Origin of the sequence: Planotetraspora kaengkrachanensis (assembly GCF_016862895.1) — a bacterium.
In the GTDB taxonomy this organism is placed as follows: domain Bacteria; phylum Actinomycetota; class Actinomycetes; order Streptosporangiales; family Streptosporangiaceae; genus Planotetraspora; species Planotetraspora kaengkrachanensis.
Map to the genome: position 1 here is coordinate 359108 of NZ_BONV01000001.1, position 17199 is coordinate 376306.

At 67.2% G+C, this 17199-nt stretch carries 20 protein-coding genes and 1 pseudogene; 14 read left to right on the plus strand and 7 right to left on the minus strand.

The features are described from left to right. Positions 1-14: 14 nt before the first annotated feature. From Pka01_RS01625 to Pka01_RS01645, 5 genes are read left to right on the plus strand one after another with little or no spacing between them, the layout of a single operon-like run. Positions 15-755 (plus strand): Type 1 glutamine amidotransferase-like domain-containing protein, encoded by a 741-nt coding sequence (locus Pka01_RS01625; protein ID WP_203880696.1) that lies wholly within the window; start codon positions 15-17, stop codon positions 753-755. 3 nt (positions 756-758) lie between these two features. Then, a complete protein-coding gene (lipB, locus tag Pka01_RS01630) occupies positions 759-1427 on the plus strand; it encodes a lipoyl(octanoyl) transferase LipB (RefSeq protein ID WP_239114633.1) in 669 nt (222 codons plus the stop codon). A gap of 4 nt (positions 1428-1431) precedes the next feature. After that, positions 1432-2361 (plus strand): lipoyl synthase, encoded by a 930-nt coding sequence (gene lipA / locus Pka01_RS01635; RefSeq protein ID WP_203880697.1) that lies wholly within the window; start codon positions 1432-1434, stop codon positions 2359-2361. Positions 2362-2409: 48 nt separating this feature from the next. Beyond that, positions 2410-3063 carry a DUF4191 domain-containing protein gene (locus tag Pka01_RS01640; protein ID WP_203880698.1) on the plus strand — a complete coding sequence of 218 codons (654 nt, stop codon included), beginning with the start codon at positions 2410-2412 and terminating at the stop codon, positions 3061-3063. A 58-nt stretch (positions 3064-3121) separates the two neighbouring features. Further along, positions 3122-3910, plus strand: a complete 789-nt coding sequence (locus Pka01_RS01645; RefSeq protein WP_203880699.1) for a class I SAM-dependent methyltransferase — start codon at positions 3122-3124, stop codon at positions 3908-3910. 42 nt (positions 3911-3952) lie between these two features. Here the strand turns inward: Pka01_RS01645 and Pka01_RS01650 are convergent, their stop codons facing one another. Further along, the gene (locus Pka01_RS01650) at positions 3953-4414 is read right to left on the minus strand and encodes an RDD family protein (protein ID WP_203880700.1); all 462 of its coding nucleotides are present in this window, start codon (positions 4412-4414) and stop codon (positions 3953-3955) included. A 113-nt stretch (positions 4415-4527) separates the two neighbouring features. Here Pka01_RS01650 and Pka01_RS01655 point away from each other — a divergent pair, with 113 nt between their 5' ends. Further along, the gene (locus tag Pka01_RS01655; protein ID WP_203880701.1) at positions 4528-5631 is read left to right on the plus strand and encodes a hypothetical protein; all 1104 of its coding nucleotides are present in this window, start codon (positions 4528-4530) and stop codon (positions 5629-5631) included. Between the two features lie 192 nt (positions 5632-5823). Then, positions 5824-7248 carry a type I glutamate--ammonia ligase gene (gene glnA / locus Pka01_RS01660; protein WP_203880702.1) on the plus strand — a complete coding sequence of 475 codons (1425 nt, stop codon included), beginning with the start codon at positions 5824-5826 and terminating at the stop codon, positions 7246-7248. 27 nt (positions 7249-7275) lie between these two features. On the opposite strand, the gene Pka01_RS41480 is transcribed toward glnA, so the two are convergent. Next, on the minus strand, positions 7276-7584 hold the full coding sequence (locus Pka01_RS41480; protein ID WP_345337146.1) for a tyrosine-type recombinase/integrase: 309 nt from the start codon (positions 7582-7584) through the stop codon (positions 7276-7278). A gap of 273 nt (positions 7585-7857) precedes the next feature. Here Pka01_RS41480 and Pka01_RS01670 point away from each other — a divergent pair, with 273 nt between their 5' ends. Beyond that, entirely contained in the window at positions 7858-8613 is a 756-nt protein-coding gene (locus tag Pka01_RS01670) for a DinB family protein (RefSeq protein WP_239114636.1), read from the plus strand. Between the two features lie 713 nt (positions 8614-9326). After that, a protein-coding gene (locus Pka01_RS01675; protein ID WP_373318083.1) for an IS5 family transposase occupies positions 9327-10195 on the plus strand; the annotation gives its coding sequence in 2 pieces (ribosomal slippage) (positions 9327-9711 and positions 9711-10195; 870 coding nt in all). Positions 10196-10306: 111 nt separating this feature from the next. On the opposite strand, the gene Pka01_RS01680 is transcribed toward Pka01_RS01675, so the two are convergent. Together Pka01_RS01680 and Pka01_RS01685 are read right to left on the minus strand one after the other, a co-directional pair. Beyond that, positions 10307-10669, minus strand: coding sequence for a VOC family protein (locus tag Pka01_RS01680; RefSeq protein ID WP_239114637.1), 363 nt, complete (start codon positions 10667-10669; stop codon positions 10307-10309). Between the two features lie 477 nt (positions 10670-11146). Continuing rightward, positions 11147-12412, minus strand: a complete 1266-nt coding sequence (locus Pka01_RS01685) for an IS256 family transposase (RefSeq protein ID WP_373318089.1) — start codon at positions 12410-12412, stop codon at positions 11147-11149. Here Pka01_RS01685 and Pka01_RS41100 point away from each other — a divergent pair. Further along, positions 12380-12796: an ASCH domain-containing protein gene (locus Pka01_RS41100; RefSeq protein ID WP_203880705.1), complete on the plus strand. Its 417-nt coding sequence runs from the start codon at positions 12380-12382 to the stop codon at positions 12794-12796. The genes Pka01_RS01685 and Pka01_RS41100 overlap by 33 nt on opposite strands. A 94-nt stretch (positions 12797-12890) precedes the next feature. Here the strand turns inward: Pka01_RS41100 and Pka01_RS01695 are convergent, their stop codons facing one another. Further along, positions 12891-13403, minus strand: coding sequence for an isochorismatase family protein (locus Pka01_RS01695; RefSeq protein ID WP_203880706.1), 513 nt, complete (start codon positions 13401-13403; stop codon positions 12891-12893). A gap of 79 nt (positions 13404-13482) precedes the next feature. Here Pka01_RS01695 and Pka01_RS01700 point away from each other — a divergent pair. After that, positions 13483-13608: pseudogene (locus Pka01_RS01700) on the plus strand (IS5/IS1182 family transposase); the annotation flags it as partial. A gap of 15 nt (positions 13609-13623) precedes the next feature. Here Pka01_RS01700 and Pka01_RS01705 read toward each other — a convergent pair. Then, a complete protein-coding gene (locus Pka01_RS01705) occupies positions 13624-14139 on the minus strand; it encodes a DinB family protein (protein ID WP_203880707.1) in 516 nt (171 codons plus the stop codon). A gap of 301 nt (positions 14140-14440) precedes the next feature. On the opposite strand from Pka01_RS01705, the gene Pka01_RS01710 reads away from it, so the two are divergent. The 3 genes from Pka01_RS01710 to Pka01_RS01720 all read left to right on the plus strand — a co-directional run bounded on the left by Pka01_RS01710 (position 14441) and on the right by Pka01_RS01720 (position 16421). Next, positions 14441-15337 (plus strand): bifunctional helix-turn-helix transcriptional regulator/GNAT family N-acetyltransferase, encoded by an 897-nt coding sequence (locus Pka01_RS01710; protein ID WP_203880708.1) that lies wholly within the window; start codon positions 14441-14443, stop codon positions 15335-15337. Between the two features lie 168 nt (positions 15338-15505). Beyond that, entirely contained in the window at positions 15506-16048 is a 543-nt protein-coding gene (locus tag Pka01_RS01715) for an SMI1/KNR4 family protein (RefSeq protein ID WP_203880709.1), read from the plus strand. Between the two features lie 178 nt (positions 16049-16226). After that, the gene (locus tag Pka01_RS01720) at positions 16227-16421 is read left to right on the plus strand and encodes a DUF1737 domain-containing protein (RefSeq protein WP_203880710.1); all 195 of its coding nucleotides are present in this window, start codon (positions 16227-16229) and stop codon (positions 16419-16421) included. A 213-nt stretch (positions 16422-16634) separates the two neighbouring features. Here Pka01_RS01720 and Pka01_RS01725 read toward each other — a convergent pair whose 3' ends face one another. Further along, positions 16635-17144, minus strand: coding sequence for a 2'-5' RNA ligase family protein (locus Pka01_RS01725; protein WP_203880711.1), 510 nt, complete (start codon positions 17142-17144; stop codon positions 16635-16637). Positions 17145-17199: the final 55 nt, after the last annotated feature.

Below are 17199 nucleotides of genomic sequence, written 5' to 3' on the forward strand. Positions count from 1 at the left end.
CACTGGAGTGAACAATGGGCCGGATCGGGCAGTCGCACATCGTCGCGATCGGCGGAGGGTCGTTCCGGCAGACGGAGCGGTACGGCTTCATCGAGCCGACCGGCCTGCTCCGGTACGTGCTCGACCTCACCGGCGAGGACCGCCCGAAGCTGGGCCTGCTCGCGACCGCGACCGGTGACGACGCCGACTGGCTGCTCAAGATGTACGGCGCGTTCAGCCGCTGGGACGTCGAGGTCAGCCACCTGACCGTCTTCCCCATGCCGAACGTCGAGGACCCCCGCGAGTGGATCCTCGACCAGGACGCCATCTACGTCAGCGGCGGAAGCGTCGCCAACCTCGCCGCCCTGTGGCGGCTGCACGGCATCGACGAGGCGTTCGCCGAAGCCTGGCGGGCCGGCGTCGTGCTGTCCGGCCAGAGCGCGGGCGCCCTGTGCTGGCACGTCGGCGGCAACACCGACTCCTTCGGGCCCGCGTTGCGGCCCTGGGCCGAGGGACTCGGCCTGCTGCCCTACTCCTGCGGTGTGCACTACAACTCCGACGGCCAGCGCCGCAAACTGCTGCACGAGTCCGTGGCGTCCGGCGAACTGCCCGAGGGATACGCCGCGGACGAGGGCGTCGCCCTCCACTACGTAGGCACCGAATTCATCCAGGCGGTCACCGTCGATCCCAGCGGTTACGCCTACCGCGTCGAGCGTGACGGCGCCGGGGTCAAGGAGTTCCGTATCGAACCTCGTCAGCTGGCCTCTACCCTTTAGTGCGTGAAGGGCTTGGCCATCGTCCGGATGGGTGTCGACGTTCCGTACGAGCAGACGTGGAGCACGCAGCGGCGTGCGCACGAACGGCGGGTGGCCGGCAGGATCTCTGATCTGTGCCTCATGCTGGAGCACGCGCCCGTCTACACGGCGGGCAAGCGGACCCGTCCGCACGAGCGGCCGGCCGACGGGACTCCGGTCATCGACGTCGACCGCGGCGGGAACATGACCTGGCACGGCCCCGGCCAGCTCGTCGGGTACCCCATCCTCCGGATCGACGACGTCACCGCCTACGTGCGTCTCCTCGAGGACGTGCTGATCCAGGTCTGCTCCGACTTCGGGGTCACGGCGGGCCGGGTGCCGGGCCGGGGCGGGGTGTGGGTGCCGGGCGATCCCGCCGGAGGTCTGGACGACCGCAGGCTGGGCAGCATCGGCATCCGGGTGTCCCGCGGCGTGACCATGCACGGCTTCTCGCTCAACTGCGTGAACGACCTGAGCTGGTACGGCCGCATCCAGCCGCCCGGCGACGGCGGCGTGACCTCGCTCACGGCGGAGACCGGACGGCGCATCACCGTCGAGCAGGTCATCCCCATCGCGGGAAAGCGGCTGGCCGAAGCCCTCGGCGCCGAGGCGTACGACCTGTACGAGGAAGATTTGGCCGAGGTAATAAGCTGAACGCGTGACGGTTGCACCAGAAGGCCGCAAGCTCCTCCGCCTGGAGGTGCGCAACAGCCAGACCCCCATTGAGAAGAAGCCGCCGTGGATCAAGACGCGGCTGCACAACGGCCCCAACTTCAACGAGATCAAATCCCTGGTGCAGGGCGCGGGCCTGCACACGGTCTGCCAGGAAGCCGGATGTCCCAACATCTCGGAGTGCTGGGAGGACCGGGAGGCCACCTTCCTCATCGGCGGTGACCAGTGCACCCGGCGCTGCGACTTCTGCCAGATCGACACCGGCAAGCCGGCCGAGTACGACCGGGACGAGCCGCGTCGCGTGGCCGAGTCGGTGCGCCAGATGGGCCTGCGGTACGCCACGGTGACCGGCGTCGCCCGTGACGACCTGCCCGACGGCGGCTCCTGGCTGTACGCGGAGACCGCGCGGCAGATCCACGCGGAGATCCCCGGCTGCGGCGTCGAGTTGCTCGTTCCCGACTTCAACGGCGACGGCGGGCAACTGGAGGAGGTCTTCTCCGCCAAGCCCGAGGTCTTCGCGCACAACATCGAGACCGTGCCGCGGATCTTCAAGCGGATCAGGCCCGCCTTCCGCTACGAGCGGTCGCTGAATGTCATCACCCTGGCCCGCGAGGCCGGGCTCGTGACCAAGTCGAACCTGATCCTCGGCATGGGCGAGGAGCGCTCGGAGATCACCCAGGCACTCCACGACCTGCACGACGCAGGTTGCGACCTGGTCACGATCACGCAGTACCTCCGGCCCACGCCACGCCACCACCCGGTGGACCGGTGGGTGAAGCCGGAAGAGTTCGTCGAGCTGCAGCGGGAGGCCGAGGAGATCGGCTTCGCCGGCGTCATGTCCGGACCGCTCGTGCGCTCGTCCTACCGTGCGGGGCGTCTGTACCAGCAGGCGATCGCCGCGCGGCAGACTCTGTAATCGGTCTCGTTTTCATTAATCGACCTAGAGATTTGTATCCTTCGAACCATGGCGAAAGACCCCGCGGCTCCCGGACGGCTCAAGCAGATCCGGATGCTGGTCCAGATCACCAAGCAGGGCGATCCCAAGGCCATGCCGATCGTGTACGCATCGGCCCTCGGGACGCTCGTCGTGTTCGTGGTGCTGGGCCTGTTCTTCGGCTGGACCTGGTACGTCACCGGCGTGTTCGCCGCCCTGCTGGTCGGCATGTTCCTGTTCGGCCGCAGGTCGCAGCGCGCGCAGTACTCGATGATGGACGGGCAGCCCGGCGCCAGCCTCGCCGTGATGAAGAACATGCGGGGTAACTGGTACGTCGACGACAAGCCGGCGGCGGTAAACCGCGACCAGGACGTGGTGTTCCGAGTCGTCGGCTACCCCGGCGTGGTCCTGGTCTCCGAAGGACCGGGGAACCGGGTGCAGCGCATGCTGGTCGCGGAGAAGAAGCGCATCCAGCGGGTCGCCGTGGACATCCCCGTGTACGACATCCAGTGCGGCAACGGCGAGGGCCAGGTGCCGCTGGCCAAGCTCCAGCGGCACCTGATGAAGCTCCCCCGCAACCTGAAGAAGCCGGTCGTCTCCGAGGTCAACAACCGCATGCGCGCGCTGACCCCGGCGATGCCGATTCCGAAGGGCCCGATGCCGCGCTCGCAGCGGCCCCGCTGATCCACGCGGGCCGCCTGGATCCCGTGTAGACGGGCCGCTGGAAGGTTCGAAAGTCTCGATGGACGTCGGCAGGAAAGCGGTCTCCCCCACGGAGACATCCCAGGCCAACCGGGGCTGGTGGGACGGCGAGGCCGACGACTACCAGGCGGAACACGGCGAGTTCCTCCGTGACGACGGTTTCATCTGGTGCCCTGAGGGGCTCGACGAGGCCGACGCGCACCTTCTCGGCGAGGTGGCGGGCAAGATCGTCCTGGAGGTGGGCTGCGGGGCCGGGCAGTGCGGCCGGTGGCTGGCCGCCCAGGGCGCCTCGGTGGCCGGGTTCGACCTCTCCTACCGGCAGTTGCAGCACTCCCGCCGCATCGACCTGTCGACCGGCGCGGCCCTGCCCGTCGTTCAGGCCGACGCCGAGGCTCTGCCGTTCGCGGACGGTTCGTTCGACCTCGCCTGCTCGGCCTTCGGGGCGCTGCCGTTCGTGGCGGACGCCGGGGCGGTGCTGGCCGAGGTCCGGCGGGTGCTCCGGCCGGGCGGACGGTTCGTCTTCTCCGTCAGCCATCCGATCCGGTGGGCCTTCCCCGACGACCCCGGGCCCGGGGGCCTCACGGCCGACCGCCCCTACTTCGACCGGACGCCGTACGTCGAGTTCTCCGACGACGGCGTGCCGTCTTATGTGGAACATCACCGGACCATGGGCGACTGGGTGGGCCTGATCGCGTCGTCGGGCCTCATCCTGACCGGACTGGCCGAGCCGGAGTGGCCGGAGGGACACACGCAGATCTGGGGCGGCTGGAGCCCCCTTCGCGGCCGGCTCTTGCCCGGAACCGCGATCTTCCAGTGCCTGCGGCCGTAGCGGCGGCCGCGGAACTCGCCGCGGCCGTGCCGTACGGGTGCGTCAGATCCTGACCACGACCGTGCCGGCGGCGCGGTCGTGCAGGCCGCGGCGGTCCCGGTCCCAGATCAGCGCCGGTACGGCGAGGCACAGCAGGAACGTGCGGATCAGCACCGGCAGGAACGCGGGACGGCCGCCCTCGAGCGCGGCCACCCGGATCCCGAACAGCCGCATGCCCAGGGTCATCCCCAGGGTGCCGACCAGCAGGACGTACTCCGCGGCGAAGACGGCCAGGCCGACCCAGCCCCGGTTCTGGGCGTCGGCTTGGAGCAGGCCGCCCGCGATCGCCACCGTGCACAGCAGCCAGTCGACCACGATGGCGGCGATCCTCCGGCCGAAGCCGGAGACCGAGCCGGATCCCTCTTCCGGCAGGCCCAGACGTTGTCCCGGGTAGCCCATGTCCACTCCGGCCGCGCGTACGCCTCCGAGCCAGGTCTGTGTCCATCGAGGCTGCCGGTCGCTCATGGTCCCCCAGCGTATCGGGGCCTGTGATCGGTCTTCCGCTCGGAGGCGAAGCCGTTCATCATGGGCACGGCGATCGGCTTATTTCCGCCTGTTTCATCCATGGGGAGGGAACGATGCGGCCGAAGGATCCCGACGACATCGACGCGCGTTTCGAAGCGCTGATCGCCCAGTTCGACAAGGACGAGATCAGGCGGCTCGTCGAGGAGGCCGAGGGCGTCGCCGGCGATCCCCAGGAGGAGCCGGGCGAGGAGCCCCCGCCCACTCCCCCGCGGCGCGTCGACCGCCGGGGGATGCTCCCGGTCGTGGTGATCGTGCTGTCCGGCCTGGTCGTGTTCATCGGTCTCGTCATCAGCCTCCGCCCCGGCATGCTCGGGGATCCCGGTCCCGGCGACACCCCCAGCCCCCGGTACGGCGAGGCCCCCACGGCCGCGCGGGCCGATCCGATCCTCACCCCCATCGCGGACGACGGGGCCGGGCAGGAGTTGCCCCGCCTCGCCGATCCCTTCGCCGGTTCCCCGGCTGCGGCGTTCGCCGACGGGACGGCCGGGCTCGAGACGCCCCCGGCCAGGGCTCTGGGCGGCTTGACCGAGGAGGAGGTCGGGGCCGCGCTCACCCGTGTACGGAGACTGCTCGCCGCGGCCTACCTCGACCCGGCCACCGTGCGCGGGGGGACGCCGGACGCCTTCGTCAAGCTGCTCGACCCCGGGCAGCGCAGGTGGTTCGCGCGCCACCTCGACAAGGCGGGCGCATCCGACACCCGGACGTGGGTGTTCAGCCTGGATCCCCGTACGGCGGAGCCGAACGGGGACACCGTCAAGGTCAACGGGGAGACCACGATCGGCACGGCACGGGGACGGGCCGGAGCCGGCGCGAAGGGACATCGGGGCGTCACGATCAAGGCGGACTACCTGTTCGTCTACGCGGTCCGCCCGCCCGGTGACCAGGTGACGACGATGCGGGTGGTCGCCCACTACGTGGTGAGGTTCTCCGCTCACCGGGACGGCGGCAGGCTCGTGGTCATGGTGGACGGCGTCACGCGGGACACCTTCGGCACCCGATGCGACGCCCGTGGCGGCGCCCAGGACGGCTTCGTCCGCCCCGGCCTCCCCGGCTCCCCGGGGGAGACCCGCCCCTCGGGCACTCCGATCGACCCGTACGATCGGAAGGAGAGCAGGGCCGGCGGCGGCCACGGATGCCGGCCGACGACGGCCACCTGACCTGCGCAGATGCGCCTACGGGTCGGGACAAGAGTGGGTCAACCGGCGCGGGTCCGAGGGCTTTCGCATGGCCGCCGGGGTTAGCGTCTATGGGCGCTCCCCTTAACACCCACGAAACAATCGAGACACGGAGCGGAAACGGCTCCGGCCTATTTTCGGGTCTGCTAGCACATGCCCTTGGGAGGTTCAAGAGTGTTTAACTCTGCCGATGACGTACTCAAGTTCATCCGTGAGGAGGGTGTGCAGTTCGTCGACGTCAGGTTCACGGACCTGCCGGGCACGACGCACCACTTCACTTTCCCTGTGGAGAACTTTGGCGCGAACGTCTTCACCGACGGCCTCATGTTCGACGGTTCGTCCATTCGCGGCTTCCAGGCCATTCACGAGTCGGACATGCTGCTGCTGCCCGACCCGACGACCGCGGTGCTGGACACGTTCCGTCAGCACAAGACGCTGATCATCAACTTCTTCGTGCACGACCCGCTGACCGGCGAGGCCTACAGCCGCGACCCGCGCAACGTCGCCCGCAAGGCTGAGGAATACCTCAAGGGGACCGGCATCGCGGACACCGTGTACTTCGGCCCCGAGGCCGAGTTCTACATCTTCGACGACGTCCGCTTCGAGACGAAGTCCAACGCGGGTTACTACTACATCGACTCCGTCGAGGGCGCCTGGAACACCGGCAAGGCCTCGGAGGGCGGCAACCTCGGCTACAAGCCCCGGTACAAGGGCGGCTACTTCCCGGTTCCGCCGATGGACCACTTCACCGACCTGCGCTCGCAGATGGTCCGCAACCTGATCGACTCCGGCATCGAGACCGAGATGCAGCACCACGAGGTGGGCACCGCGGGCCAGGCCGAGATCGACTTCCGGTTCGGCACGCTGCTGAAGACGGCCGACAACCTGATGCTGTACAAGTACATCATCAAGAGCACGGCGATCCAGGCCGGTCACACGGTCACGTTCATGCCGAAGCCGCTCTTCGGTGACAACGGCTCGGGCATGCACTGCCACCAGTCGCTCTGGAAGGACGGCGCGCCGCTCTTCTACGACGAGGTCGGCTACGCGGGCCTGTCGGACATCGCGCGCTACTACATCGGCGGCCTGCTCAAGCACGCGCCGTCGCTGCTCGCCTTCACCAACCCGACGGTGAACTCCTACCACCGTCTGGTGCCGGGCTACGAGGCCCCGGTCAACCTGGTGTACTCGCAGCGCAACCGCTCCGCCTGCGTCCGCATCCCGATCACGGGCTCGAACCCGAAGGCCAAGCGCATCGAGTTCCGCGTGCCGGACCCGTCGTGCAACCCGTACTTCGCGTTCGCCGCGCAGCTGATGGCCGGTCTGGACGGCATCCGCAACAAGATCGAGCCGCCGGAGCCGGTCGACAAGGACCTCTACGAGCTTCCTCCGGAGGAGGCCCGCCAGGTCCCGCAGGTGCCCGGCTCGCTGGCCGAGGTCCTGGACGCCCTCGAGGCGGACCACGACTACCTGCTCGAGGGCGGCGTCTTCACGCCCGACCTGATCGAGACCTGGATCGCGTACAAGCGCGAGAACGAGATCGACCCGATCCGGCTGCGCCCGCACCCGCACGAGTTCGAGCTCTACTACGACGTGTGATCTGCTACCGCGCGGTGACCTGCATGTTCATCGCGCGGTACCGGTCTGGTTCTGCCTCGGTTCCGTCCGGGCGGCGATCACAGCATCGATCGCTGCCCGCGTCGACTCGTCAGAGTCCGGCCACAAGTGGCCGTAGGTGTCGAGCGTCGTCTTGGCGCTCGCGTGCCGTAGACGGGCCTGGACGACCTTGACGTCAGCCCCTGAGGCGATCAGGAGCGACGCGAGGTAGTGCCGCAAGTCGTGGAATCGGAAGCCCGTGGGAAGGTCCTGTACCTTGCCACGGGCTTTTCGCATTGCGCGTTCGAAACTTCCACGGGCCGACCTGGGCACCGTCATCGTCGGTGAGCACGCCGCCGATCCGCGGTGGGTCGACGGCACAGCGTTCCGTGCTTCTCCTTCTTCCAGCCGACGGCTCAAATAGTCATAGCCTCGCCAGACGTCATCATCAACATCCTCTGTCTGCGTTGGTTGCGGGCGATCGGCGCCCCGCGGCCGGCCTATGTTGCCCAAGCGAAGCGGGACGCGGGCGTGAGCACGTTCCACACAGTTGGCCCCGAAACTTAGTTGCCAAAGGTGGCGCGGGCGGGACGGATGCGGAAGACTGCCCCGATGGCTGCTGAGTACGCCCAGAGTGACCAGTTCCGTGGTGCCCGCATCCACCTGTGCGACCTTGCCGGTCTCGAGATCCGCGATTGCGAGGTCAGCGGTCTGAAGATCGTCGACTGCTATGGGAGCGACGTCTACCTCGGTGGCGACTTCGAGCGTCTCGTCGTCAACGACGTCGACGTGACCGCCTACGTCGAGGCCGAGCTCGACCGGCGGCACCCCACGCGGGTACTGGCGCGTGACGCCGCGTCCCCCGACGACCATCGGGCTGCTTGGGATGCCATCGAGACGCTGTGGGCGGCGACACTCGACCGCGCCAGGCTGTTGCCCGAGGCCAAGCTGCACGAGCAGGTCAACGGCGAGTGGTCGTTGGTCGAGACCCAACGGCACCTGCTGTTCGCCGGCGATGCCTGGCTCGGCAATGCCGTGCTCGAGGAGGAAGCGCCGTACCACCCGTTGGGCTTCCCTTACGGCGGGATGCCGCCCGACGCGACGGCGAAGCTCGGTCTCACCCTCGAAGCCACCCCGACGCTCGACGAGGTGCTCGCGCCGCGGCTCGCCCGCATGGCCACGATGCGGCGTGTCGTCGACGGGCTCACCGAGGCCGAGCTCGACCGGGTATGCGGTCGCAAGCCGGCGGACCCGTATCCCGACCAGGAGTACGTCGTGCGCCGCTGCCTCAAGGTGGTGCTGAAGGAAGAGGCCGAGCATCACCGTTATGCGGTGCGCGACCTCGCCGTGCTCGAGGCAGGTGCCTGAACTGGCGCCGACCCGGCCGGAAATGACCTCCAGCCGCATTGCGTGCTGCTAGGCCGTCGTGCATGGCTACCTGAAGGCTGTTGGGCTGCAAAAACGCCTACCCCCACTTCCTGGGGGTCAAGTGCGATTCACCCGGATTGGCGCGGTCGAAGCGGAGCAAGAGCCCTATCTCATTCCGCCCGGCTCCAGCTCTGTCTGATCAGTGATAGGGCTGCGCCGACTCTTTGCCGATGCCTCCCGCTTGAGTTCGTCGCGGATCTCGCTCATGGTCCAGATCAGACCACTCAAGAAGGTGAAGGCGAGGACGCGACCCCACTGACCGTCGCGAAACAGTAGCCATTGGGCGAAGACGCCTCCGACAAAACCGGAACATAGTCCTCGTACCAGGCCCCGCGGAGCGCGGGTCGCATCAACGGCACCAGCCGTTCCCTGTGTCGACGAAGCACCCAGAACGCGACCGTCACCACGGTAGGCAATAGGAGAAGCGCGGCGGCAAGGGCAGCCGCGACCGTCATGTCCCCATTGTCCCAAAGCGGGAGATCGTACACGGCGGGGATGCTACCGACCTGGAGCGGCGACGTCTGTAGCCGGCTGCACATCAGAGGGCACAGCGAGGGCACATGACACCGTGATCAGCCGCGAAATGCCGAGAACCACCAAGACGACTAGGGCGTGTATCGGAAGTAGATCTTGAGGTGGGATGATCTTGTCCTGTGGCACGTGGAGATCCGACGGATGCGCAGTGGGCCCGGCTGGAGCCGTTGTTGCCGATGGGCGCGAAGCCGGGCCGGCCGCCGATATGGGCCAGGCGGCAGCTGATCGACGGCATACGGTGGCGGACGCGGACCGGGACACCGTGGCGGGATGTGCCGGAGCGGTACGGGCCCTGGGGCCGGGTGTACGACCTGTTCCGGCGCTGGCAGCGGGACGGCACCTGGCAGCGGATCTTCGCCGAGCTGCAGGCCCAGGCGGACGCGAAACAGCTGATCGCCTGGGACGTCGACTCCACCGTCTGCCGGGCCCACCAGCACGCCGCCGGGGCGCGGAAAAGGGGGACCTGCAGGTCGAACCGCCCGGTGGCGTCGACACCGAGCCGGACGACCACGGGCTCGGACGCTCGCGTGGCGGCCTGACCACCAAGCTGCACCTGGCTGTCGAGCAGGGCCAGAAACCCATGTCGATCGTGATCACGGCCGGGCAGCGTGGCGACTCCCCGCAGTTTGAACCCGTACTGAAGAAGATCCGCGTGCGTCGCCTGGGGCCGGGCAGAGCGCGCACCAGGCCGAACCGAGTACGCGCCGACAAGGCGTACGCCTCCCGCAAGAACCGCTCCTACCTGCGCAGACGCGACATCGAGTGCACCATCCCGGACAAGGCCGACCAGGCCCGCAACCGAAGGAAACTTGGCTCCCGCGGCGGCCGTCCACCGAAGTTCGACCCGGAGGACTACAAGGCTCGGAACGCAGTCGAGTGCGGCATTAATCGCCTCAAGAGACACCGCGCCGTGGCCACGAGGTACGAGAAACTCGCGGTCCGATACGAGGCAACCGTCCTGGTAGCGGCCATCAACGAGTGGCTGTGACCAGCACATTCGACGCCATGCCCTCTCCGAGGCGGCCAGCAGCTGATGAACAGCTCGCCCAAGCCTGAGCGCTACGGCGTCTGACGGAGGATACCTGTCACGCCGGTGATGTCAGGAAGACGTCAGGCAGAAGGGGTGGCCAGCCGGATCCAGGAATACCCGCCAGCGTCCGTCGCCGGGCTGATGGTCCGGTTTGGCCGCGCCGAGTTCCAGCGCCAGCTCTTCCATCGCATCGAGGTCGTCAGCGCGGAAATCCAGGTGGAACTGTTGTGGCACGTCCTGACCCGGCCACTGCGGAGCCCGGTATCCGACAACCCGCTGGAATCCCAGATCACAGCCGGAGTCGTCCGTCAGAGCGACGAACTCGTCCGTAGTGAAGAGCTCGCGCATCCCGGTCAGTGCACCGTAGAAGCCCGCCAACGTCTGCGGGTCGGCACAGTCCAGAGTCACCCCTCGCAGTTCAGCGCCTGGCACTATTCGCTCCTTCGTGTCCGCGCGTCTGTCTCCGTAAGCCGCCGCTGCACGCGATCACCGGCCCACAGCCACACCGTACTCGCCACATCCACCGCTGAAGTAGCGGTTTACCCCTGCCTCCAAGCAACGGGTGGCTGTGACCGGCGCTTTCGATACACGCCCTAACGCCAGGTCATCCCGGTGGTTCGAGAGTTGCCGTCACCCGCTCCACGAGCGAAGCCGAGGCGACCAGCGGTAAGGCCTGAGTAGTCACGGTGTCGCTAGGGTGATGCAACGTGATGACTGACTCCAGTCGACCGGTCGATCCGACTTCCTTGCCAAGAGCTGAGTTCGCCTTCCCCGGCCCGCTACGCGACGCTCTTGTCGCAGCGATCCTGGACGGCCGCAAAGTCGCCACGACCTCTCTGGCCACCGAGTATGAGCATGCGGCCGAGCCGGGTCTGTCCATTGAACGGTGTAACTCGATCTTGATTGGTTCTATCGGGGGTTCGGGGACAGGCGGCCTTCGAAGGTGATGGCGAAGGCGTTCAGGGCGGCTTTCCACCGGGTGACCCAGCGTTTGCGGCCCTTCCCGGTCGGATCCAGGCTCATGATCGCCATGTAGACGCACTTGAGCGCGGCCTGCTCGTTCGGGAAGTGGCCACGGGCTTTGACCGCCCGCCGGATACGCGCGTTGACCGACTCGATCGCGTTGGTCGAGCAGATCACCCAGCGGATCTCGGTATCGAAGTTGAGGAACGGGACGAACTCGGCCCAGGCGTCCTGCCACAACTTCACGATCGCCGGGTACTTACCGCCCCACACGTCAGCGAACTCCACGAAGCGTTCCAGCGCAGCTGCTTCGGTCTGCGCGGTGTAAACCGGCCGCAGCGCTTTGGCGATCGCATCCCAGTGCTGGCGGCCGGCGTAACGAAACGAGGCGCGCAGCAAGTGCACCACACAGGTCTGCACGACCGCCAGGGGCCAGACCTGCTCGATCGCCTGCGGCAGCCCTTTCAGGCCGTCGCAGACGACCATCAGCACATCACCGACACCGCGGTTCTTGATCTCGGTGAGGACGTGCAGCCAGAACTTGGCGCCTTCACCGCCGTCGCCGGCCCACAACCCGAGGATGTCGCGTTCGCCGTCGACGGTGACCGCCAACGCCACGTAGATGGGCCGGTTGGCGACCTGTCCGTCACGGATCTTCACGTGGATCGCATCGATGAACACGACCGGGTAGACGGGGTCGAGGGGACGGTTTTGCCACTCGGCCATCCCGTCGATGACCTTGTCGGTGATGGTGGAGATGGTCTGCCTGGACACCTCGGCGCCGTAGACCTCGGCCAGATGCGCGGAGATCTCCCCGGTCGTCAGTCCCTTGGCGGCCAGCGAGATGACCATCTCATCGACCCCGGACAGACGCCGCTGCCGCTTACGCACGATCTTCGGCTCGAAGCTGGCGTCTCGATCCCGCGGCACAGTGATCTCCACCGGCCCGACGTCAGTGATGACCGTCTTGGTGCGTGTGCCGTTACGGGAATTGCCCGCACCTCGACCGGCCGGATCGTGCTTGTCGTAGCCGAGGTGGTCGGTAATCTCGCCTTCCAGCGCCGACTCCAACACGAGTTTGGTCAGCCGGCCCAGCAGCCCGTTCTCACCGACCAGTTCGAGCCCTTCGGCGCGGGCCTGGTCGACCAGCTTGGCCACCAGCTCCCGATCCGACCCGTCATGCTCTTTCCGCGTCACCGCGGCGTCCTCCAGGTCTATCGCTTCGGATGCCTGGCTCAACGTACTCGTCACAGGTGTCTCCTTGATCAGGAGTTACACCGTTCGTCTTACAGTCCCGCCGAGCCCCTGCCCAAGGTCGGCGCGCGGTCGACGGTGGTGGACTCCATCGACCGGCCGGTGGCTGTCATCGAGGTGACGAGCGTGCGCGTTGTGCCACTGGGGGAGGTGGATGACGTCCATGCGAGAGGGGAGGGCGAAGGCTACACGACAGTCGCGCAATGGCGGGCGGTCCATGAAGAGTTCTGGCACAGCCCGGAGATGCGCTCGTATCTCGGCGATGCGGCTTTCACAGTCGACGACACCACCCAAGTGGTCTTGGAACGCTTCCGAGTCATCGCCGACCTCCGTACAGTCTGACGGACAGGGGCGTCCGCAGGACGTGGCGGAGCGAGGCTGTGGAGACCTCACCATGTGCATGGTGCCGGTCTCTGGCCCGTCTTGATCTTGCTTGTCAGTCCAGCGCTGCCACGACCTCGGCCGTCGTGCAGACGGTAGCGATACGCGGGAAGATGTAGTCGAAGGCGAACTCATGGGCACGCGCGTCGAGTGCCGTGACCGCGTCCTCGGGCAGGATCACCTTGAAGCCGAACTCGTCGGCGAAACGCGCGGTCTGCTCGACGCCGAAGTTGGTGGCGATCCCGGTGATGATCAGGGTGTCGATGGCGTGCTTACGCAGCGCCTCCTCCAGTCCGGTGTTGTGGAATGCACCCCAGGTGCGCTTCACGATCTCCAGGTCGCCGAGCACCCCATCCACCAGTTCGCTGCCCGGTGGCTGCTCCGCAACGCCTGGCCGCTCGACCCGCACGGAGACGACGAGACCGCCCGCCTTTCGCACCGCATCGGCCAGAGCGAGGGAGCGGGCGACCACGACAGGTCCGGAATGTGGTGCCGTGGGCTGCTCAACGATGCGCGTCATCAGGTCGATAAGGAGCAATGCGGTGCGGCGGGGATCCAGTTTGTCCATGATCGGGATAGTAGCGAGCCAAGTCGGCCTTCGACCCTGTAGGCCTGGACCACGATCGCCATCGCCTGGTGGCGGCGGGAACGAAGTCGAGCGGATGATCAACGCGCTCAAGAACTCCCGGGCCGCCACCAGGTATGACAAGAGGGCACACGTCTTTCACGGCACTGTGAGCGTCGCCGCAATCCGACTGTGGCTCCACTTGTGATCCGCACGGCAGGTCTCAGGCGCCGGTCTGCCCATCGACGAGCTCACGCACGACATCGAGGTGACCGTTGTGGCGGGACGTCTCCTCAATGAGGTGGAGGATCACCCAGCGGAGGTCGACGTGGCGGCCGTCGCTGACGGGACGCTTCGCTGTTGAGTTCAGGTCGTGGTCGGACACCAGGCGGCGGTACCGGGCGCTCTGCTCCTCATACTCGGCGAGAAGCTGGGGCAACGGGATGTCGACTGCTGTCCGCATCTCAGGGTCGGGATCATCGTCGGTCGCCTCGGTGAGCGGTCCCGCAGGCTCCTCGCCCAGGAACATGACTTGGAACCAGTAGTACTCGACCCACCGCAGATGGCTGATCAGCCCGCACAACGTCATCAGCGGTGAACTCGGGAGCGGGGCCTTGCGAGCGTCTTGGGCGGATACGCCCTCACACTTGGCTCGCGCAGTATCACGGGCGTAGTCCAGGAAGGTGGCCAGCTGCGTACGCTCGTCCCACGTGGGAGGCGTGTCGGTTCGTTGAGTCATCGCGGGGAGTTTCCCGCAGCTCGGAACGGGTGTCGACTCAAATTTGCCGGAAGCACCGTCGAGTGCCACAGCACCGGCTGTGCAAGATCCGCCGGACAGGCCCTGGAGTCTCGCCCTCCCGAGTTCCGTTCCAGTTCCGTCCGAGGCCGTGGAACGTCAGAAGTCGACGGGAGGCGTTGAGAGGCTGTATTGCCTGGTCAGGGCACCACTCGACGTGATGGGCGAGGTCAGGAAAGGGCAGGTCTGAGCGGCATGTGGGCATGTTTGCGGCGGTGTCATATGCCTGACTAAAGTCAGGTATATGAACTCGGAACTCATCGCCGCAGCGCGGCGGTTCAACCGGACGGTCACACAGCGGGTCGGGGCGCTCGACGACGAGTACATGGCCCGGGGACGACCCCTCGCGCAGGCACGTCTGCTGTGGGAAATCGGCCCCGGGGGCGCCGAGGTCGCCGCGCTACGGGCCCGGCTCGGGCTGGACTCGGGGTACCTGAGCCGGCTCCTGCGCACCCTCGAAAGTGACGGGCTCGTCACCGTCGGGCCGGCCGACCAGGTCGGTGGCGACGCGCGGGTACGGGCCGCCGTGCTCACCGACGCGGGCCGGACCGAGTGGGCCGAGCTCGACAGGCGTTCCGACGAGCTCGCCTGGTCGATCCTCGAGCCGCTCACCGAGCAACGCCGCGAACGGCTCGTCGCGGCGATGGCCGAGGTCGAGCGGCTGCTCATCGCGTCGATGGTGGTCATCGAGCCGTGCCTCCCGGGCGACCCGCGGGCCCGGGCGTGCGTGCGGGCCTACGCCCGGGACCTCGCGCGACGCTTCGACGACGGGTTCGACCCTGCCTTGAGCAACCCGGTCCACGACGAGGAACTCGTCCCACCCGCCGGCGTGTTCCTGCTCGCCACCCTCAACGCCGAGCCCGTCGGCTGCGGCGCGGTGAAGCTCCACCGCGACGAACCCGCCGAGATCAAGCGCGTCTGGGTCGCGGACTCCGTCCGCGGGCTCGGGATCGGGCGGCGGATGCTGGACGAGCTGGAACGATACGCCGCCGAGCGTGGCTGGGACGCCATTCGGCTGGAGACCAACGGCAACCTCACCGAGGCGATCGCGATGTACCGCTCGGCCGGCTACCGCGAGATCGAGCCGTACAACACCGAGCACTACGCCCACCACTGGTTCGAGAAGCACCTCGCACCGTGACGGCGCACCTGGCGGCGTGGCCGGTTGAGTGCGGCTCTACTGGCCGGCATGGTCACCGCGGCCGTCAGGCTCACCGCCGTGCCGATCTCCGTTCTGTCCATGTAGGCCACAAGGATGTACCAAGGGCCTTGGGACGCGTTCCAGTCAGGGTGCTGGTACCTGTTGGCCATGAGTGGAACCAATGATGTGTCCCTCACCGCAGGACTCGAAGCGCTTCGGACGGCGTTCCCCGCTGAGTGGCGAGAGCCCGCATTAGGGGTAGGTGGCGTTGCGGCCTGGGAGAGCGAGAACAGTGCCCGCCTGCCTGAGCCCTATCGCACGTTCATCGCCGAAGTCTCCAATGGTTCTTCCTTGGGGCCGCCCGAGGATGGCGGCCTCCTTCCTCTCGGCTGGCTTCCACCAGGTTGGCCCGCGCGGGGAGATCGCATCCCAGGGGCCGTCTTCCCCCTGGACCACGCATGGCACTGGGAGGACGACAGCGACTCCACACCTGACTTCAATCAACGGATCGCCGACGTCTACAACCACGGCTCCATCGTCTTGGGCACAGACGACGAACTCTCATACTGGCTCCTGGTGCTCACCGGCTCCCAACGCGGGAAGATCTGGTTCGTTGCCGACGTCGGCGCCTCCCCCTACCCCGGGCCCGAAGCCATCAGCTTCCTCGAATGGGTCCAGCGCTGGCAGACCGGTGTCGGCTGGTGGGACTGAGCAGATACCTCGACGGCCATGCCCTGCCCGTGCGGTCGGCAACCAGCGGGGACTCACGGCCACTCGACCGGCATACGCGCAGGTCACCGTTTCCGCAGGTCACCCGGCATGATGTTGAAAGAATTCCCAAGCTGACGGTGTCGGCGCTGCCCGCTCCGCCTAACTCTAGGATCGCGGCATGACCCACGCCGAAGATCTCCCGAGATACCGTGTCCTCACCGGCCCCGACGACGCTGCCTTCTGCCGAAGAGTCAGCGAGATGCTGGATCTCGGCTACGAGTTGCACGGGCCACCTTCCCTGACGTTCAACGGTGATCGCGTAATCGTGGGCCAGGCACTCATCCGCCCGATAGCCACAGTTATCCCGGATTGAGAGACGGCCCGGAGGGACGGCCCAGAACCCGGCCTACAGGCCTACTCGTCCGCCCTTCCCCCGCCAAGGTCACGTGACCATGTACGCCCTGAGGCACGGTGAGTCGGCCGGCTTCAGCCACAGCTGGGGCTGGGATTCGCGGTATCGGTCGCTGCTTTCCGGCTGCCGAGGAAAGCGTCCTTCATGCTCGGGCGTCAGCCACTTCAACAGGTGTTAGGCCTGTGCCGACAGAGAGTAGGTTGCGACCTCACTCCAGCACTCGCCGTCGTCACACACGATCAGCGAGACGGTGTCGATGTGCGTTGCCAAGGGAAGCGCAGCGCTGATCTCCGCCTCGTCGGCAGGCGCTCCGTGGGCAACGCTCAAGTGGGGAACGATCTTCTCGAACTTCCCGCCATACGGCGGCGTCTCCGGCCACCGTTCAACCACTGCCTGGGTGAGCTCTACGAACGCAGATGCCGGCTCCGGGGCGAGATAGATCACTCCAGGAAAGTGCCCGATGCGAGCGAAACTCGCCTCGATAGCCGCATGCCGACTGAAGAGATGCCGCAAGTCGCGACGCACGTCCTCATCAATGCGGCTGACATGGAGGAACGGACCCAGGATGGTGACGTGCGCCATGATGCCGATCTCATGCTGGCGCCATCGTCGAACTAGTGGCTCCGCCTCCGGGACGTTGGCCACGAGCGCCGTCTCTCCCACCTCGAAGGGCGTGTGGCTCATCCGAGTCCCATTACATCGATGACCTGGAATCCCCCAGCAGCATGAAAGATCCCGA

Excerpts from the sequence above, each read along its gene's own strand:
- Pka01_RS01725 (WP_203880711.1), bottom strand. The coding sequence starts at position 17,144 with ATGAGCCACACGCCCTTCGAGGTGGGAGAGACGGCGCTCGTGGCCAAC.
- Pka01_RS01710 (WP_203880708.1), top strand. The coding sequence starts at position 14,441 with ATGAACTCGGAACTCATCGCCGCAGCGCGGCGGTTCAACCGGACGGTC.
- Pka01_RS01715 (WP_203880709.1), top strand. The coding sequence starts at position 15,506 with ATGAGTGGAACCAATGATGTGTCCCTCACCGCAGGACTCGAAGCGCTT.
- Pka01_RS01670 (WP_239114636.1), top strand. The coding sequence starts at position 7,858 with ATGGCTGCTGAGTACGCCCAGAGTGACCAGTTCCGTGGTGCCCGCATC.
- Pka01_RS01655 (WP_203880701.1), top strand. The coding sequence starts at position 4,528 with ATGCGGCCGAAGGATCCCGACGACATCGACGCGCGTTTCGAAGCGCTG.
- Pka01_RS41480 (WP_345337146.1), bottom strand. The coding sequence starts at position 7,584 with ATGACGGTGCCCAGGTCGGCCCGTGGAAGTTTCGAACGCGCAATGCGA.
- Pka01_RS41100 (WP_203880705.1), top strand. The coding sequence starts at position 12,380 with ATGCTCTTTCCGCGTCACCGCGGCGTCCTCCAGGTCTATCGCTTCGGA.
- Pka01_RS01695 (WP_203880706.1), bottom strand. The coding sequence starts at position 13,403 with ATGGACAAACTGGATCCCCGCCGCACCGCATTGCTCCTTATCGACCTG.
- Pka01_RS01640 (WP_203880698.1), top strand. The coding sequence starts at position 2,410 with ATGGCGAAAGACCCCGCGGCTCCCGGACGGCTCAAGCAGATCCGGATG.
- Pka01_RS01625 (WP_203880696.1), top strand. The coding sequence starts at position 15 with ATGGGCCGGATCGGGCAGTCGCACATCGTCGCGATCGGCGGAGGGTCG.
- Pka01_RS01645 (WP_203880699.1), top strand. The coding sequence starts at position 3,122 with ATGGACGTCGGCAGGAAAGCGGTCTCCCCCACGGAGACATCCCAGGCC.
- Pka01_RS01650 (WP_203880700.1), bottom strand. The coding sequence starts at position 4,414 with ATGAGCGACCGGCAGCCTCGATGGACACAGACCTGGCTCGGAGGCGTA.
- Pka01_RS01720 (WP_203880710.1), top strand. The coding sequence starts at position 16,227 with ATGACCCACGCCGAAGATCTCCCGAGATACCGTGTCCTCACCGGCCCC.
- Pka01_RS01705 (WP_203880707.1), bottom strand. The coding sequence starts at position 14,139 with ATGACTCAACGAACCGACACGCCTCCCACGTGGGACGAGCGTACGCAG.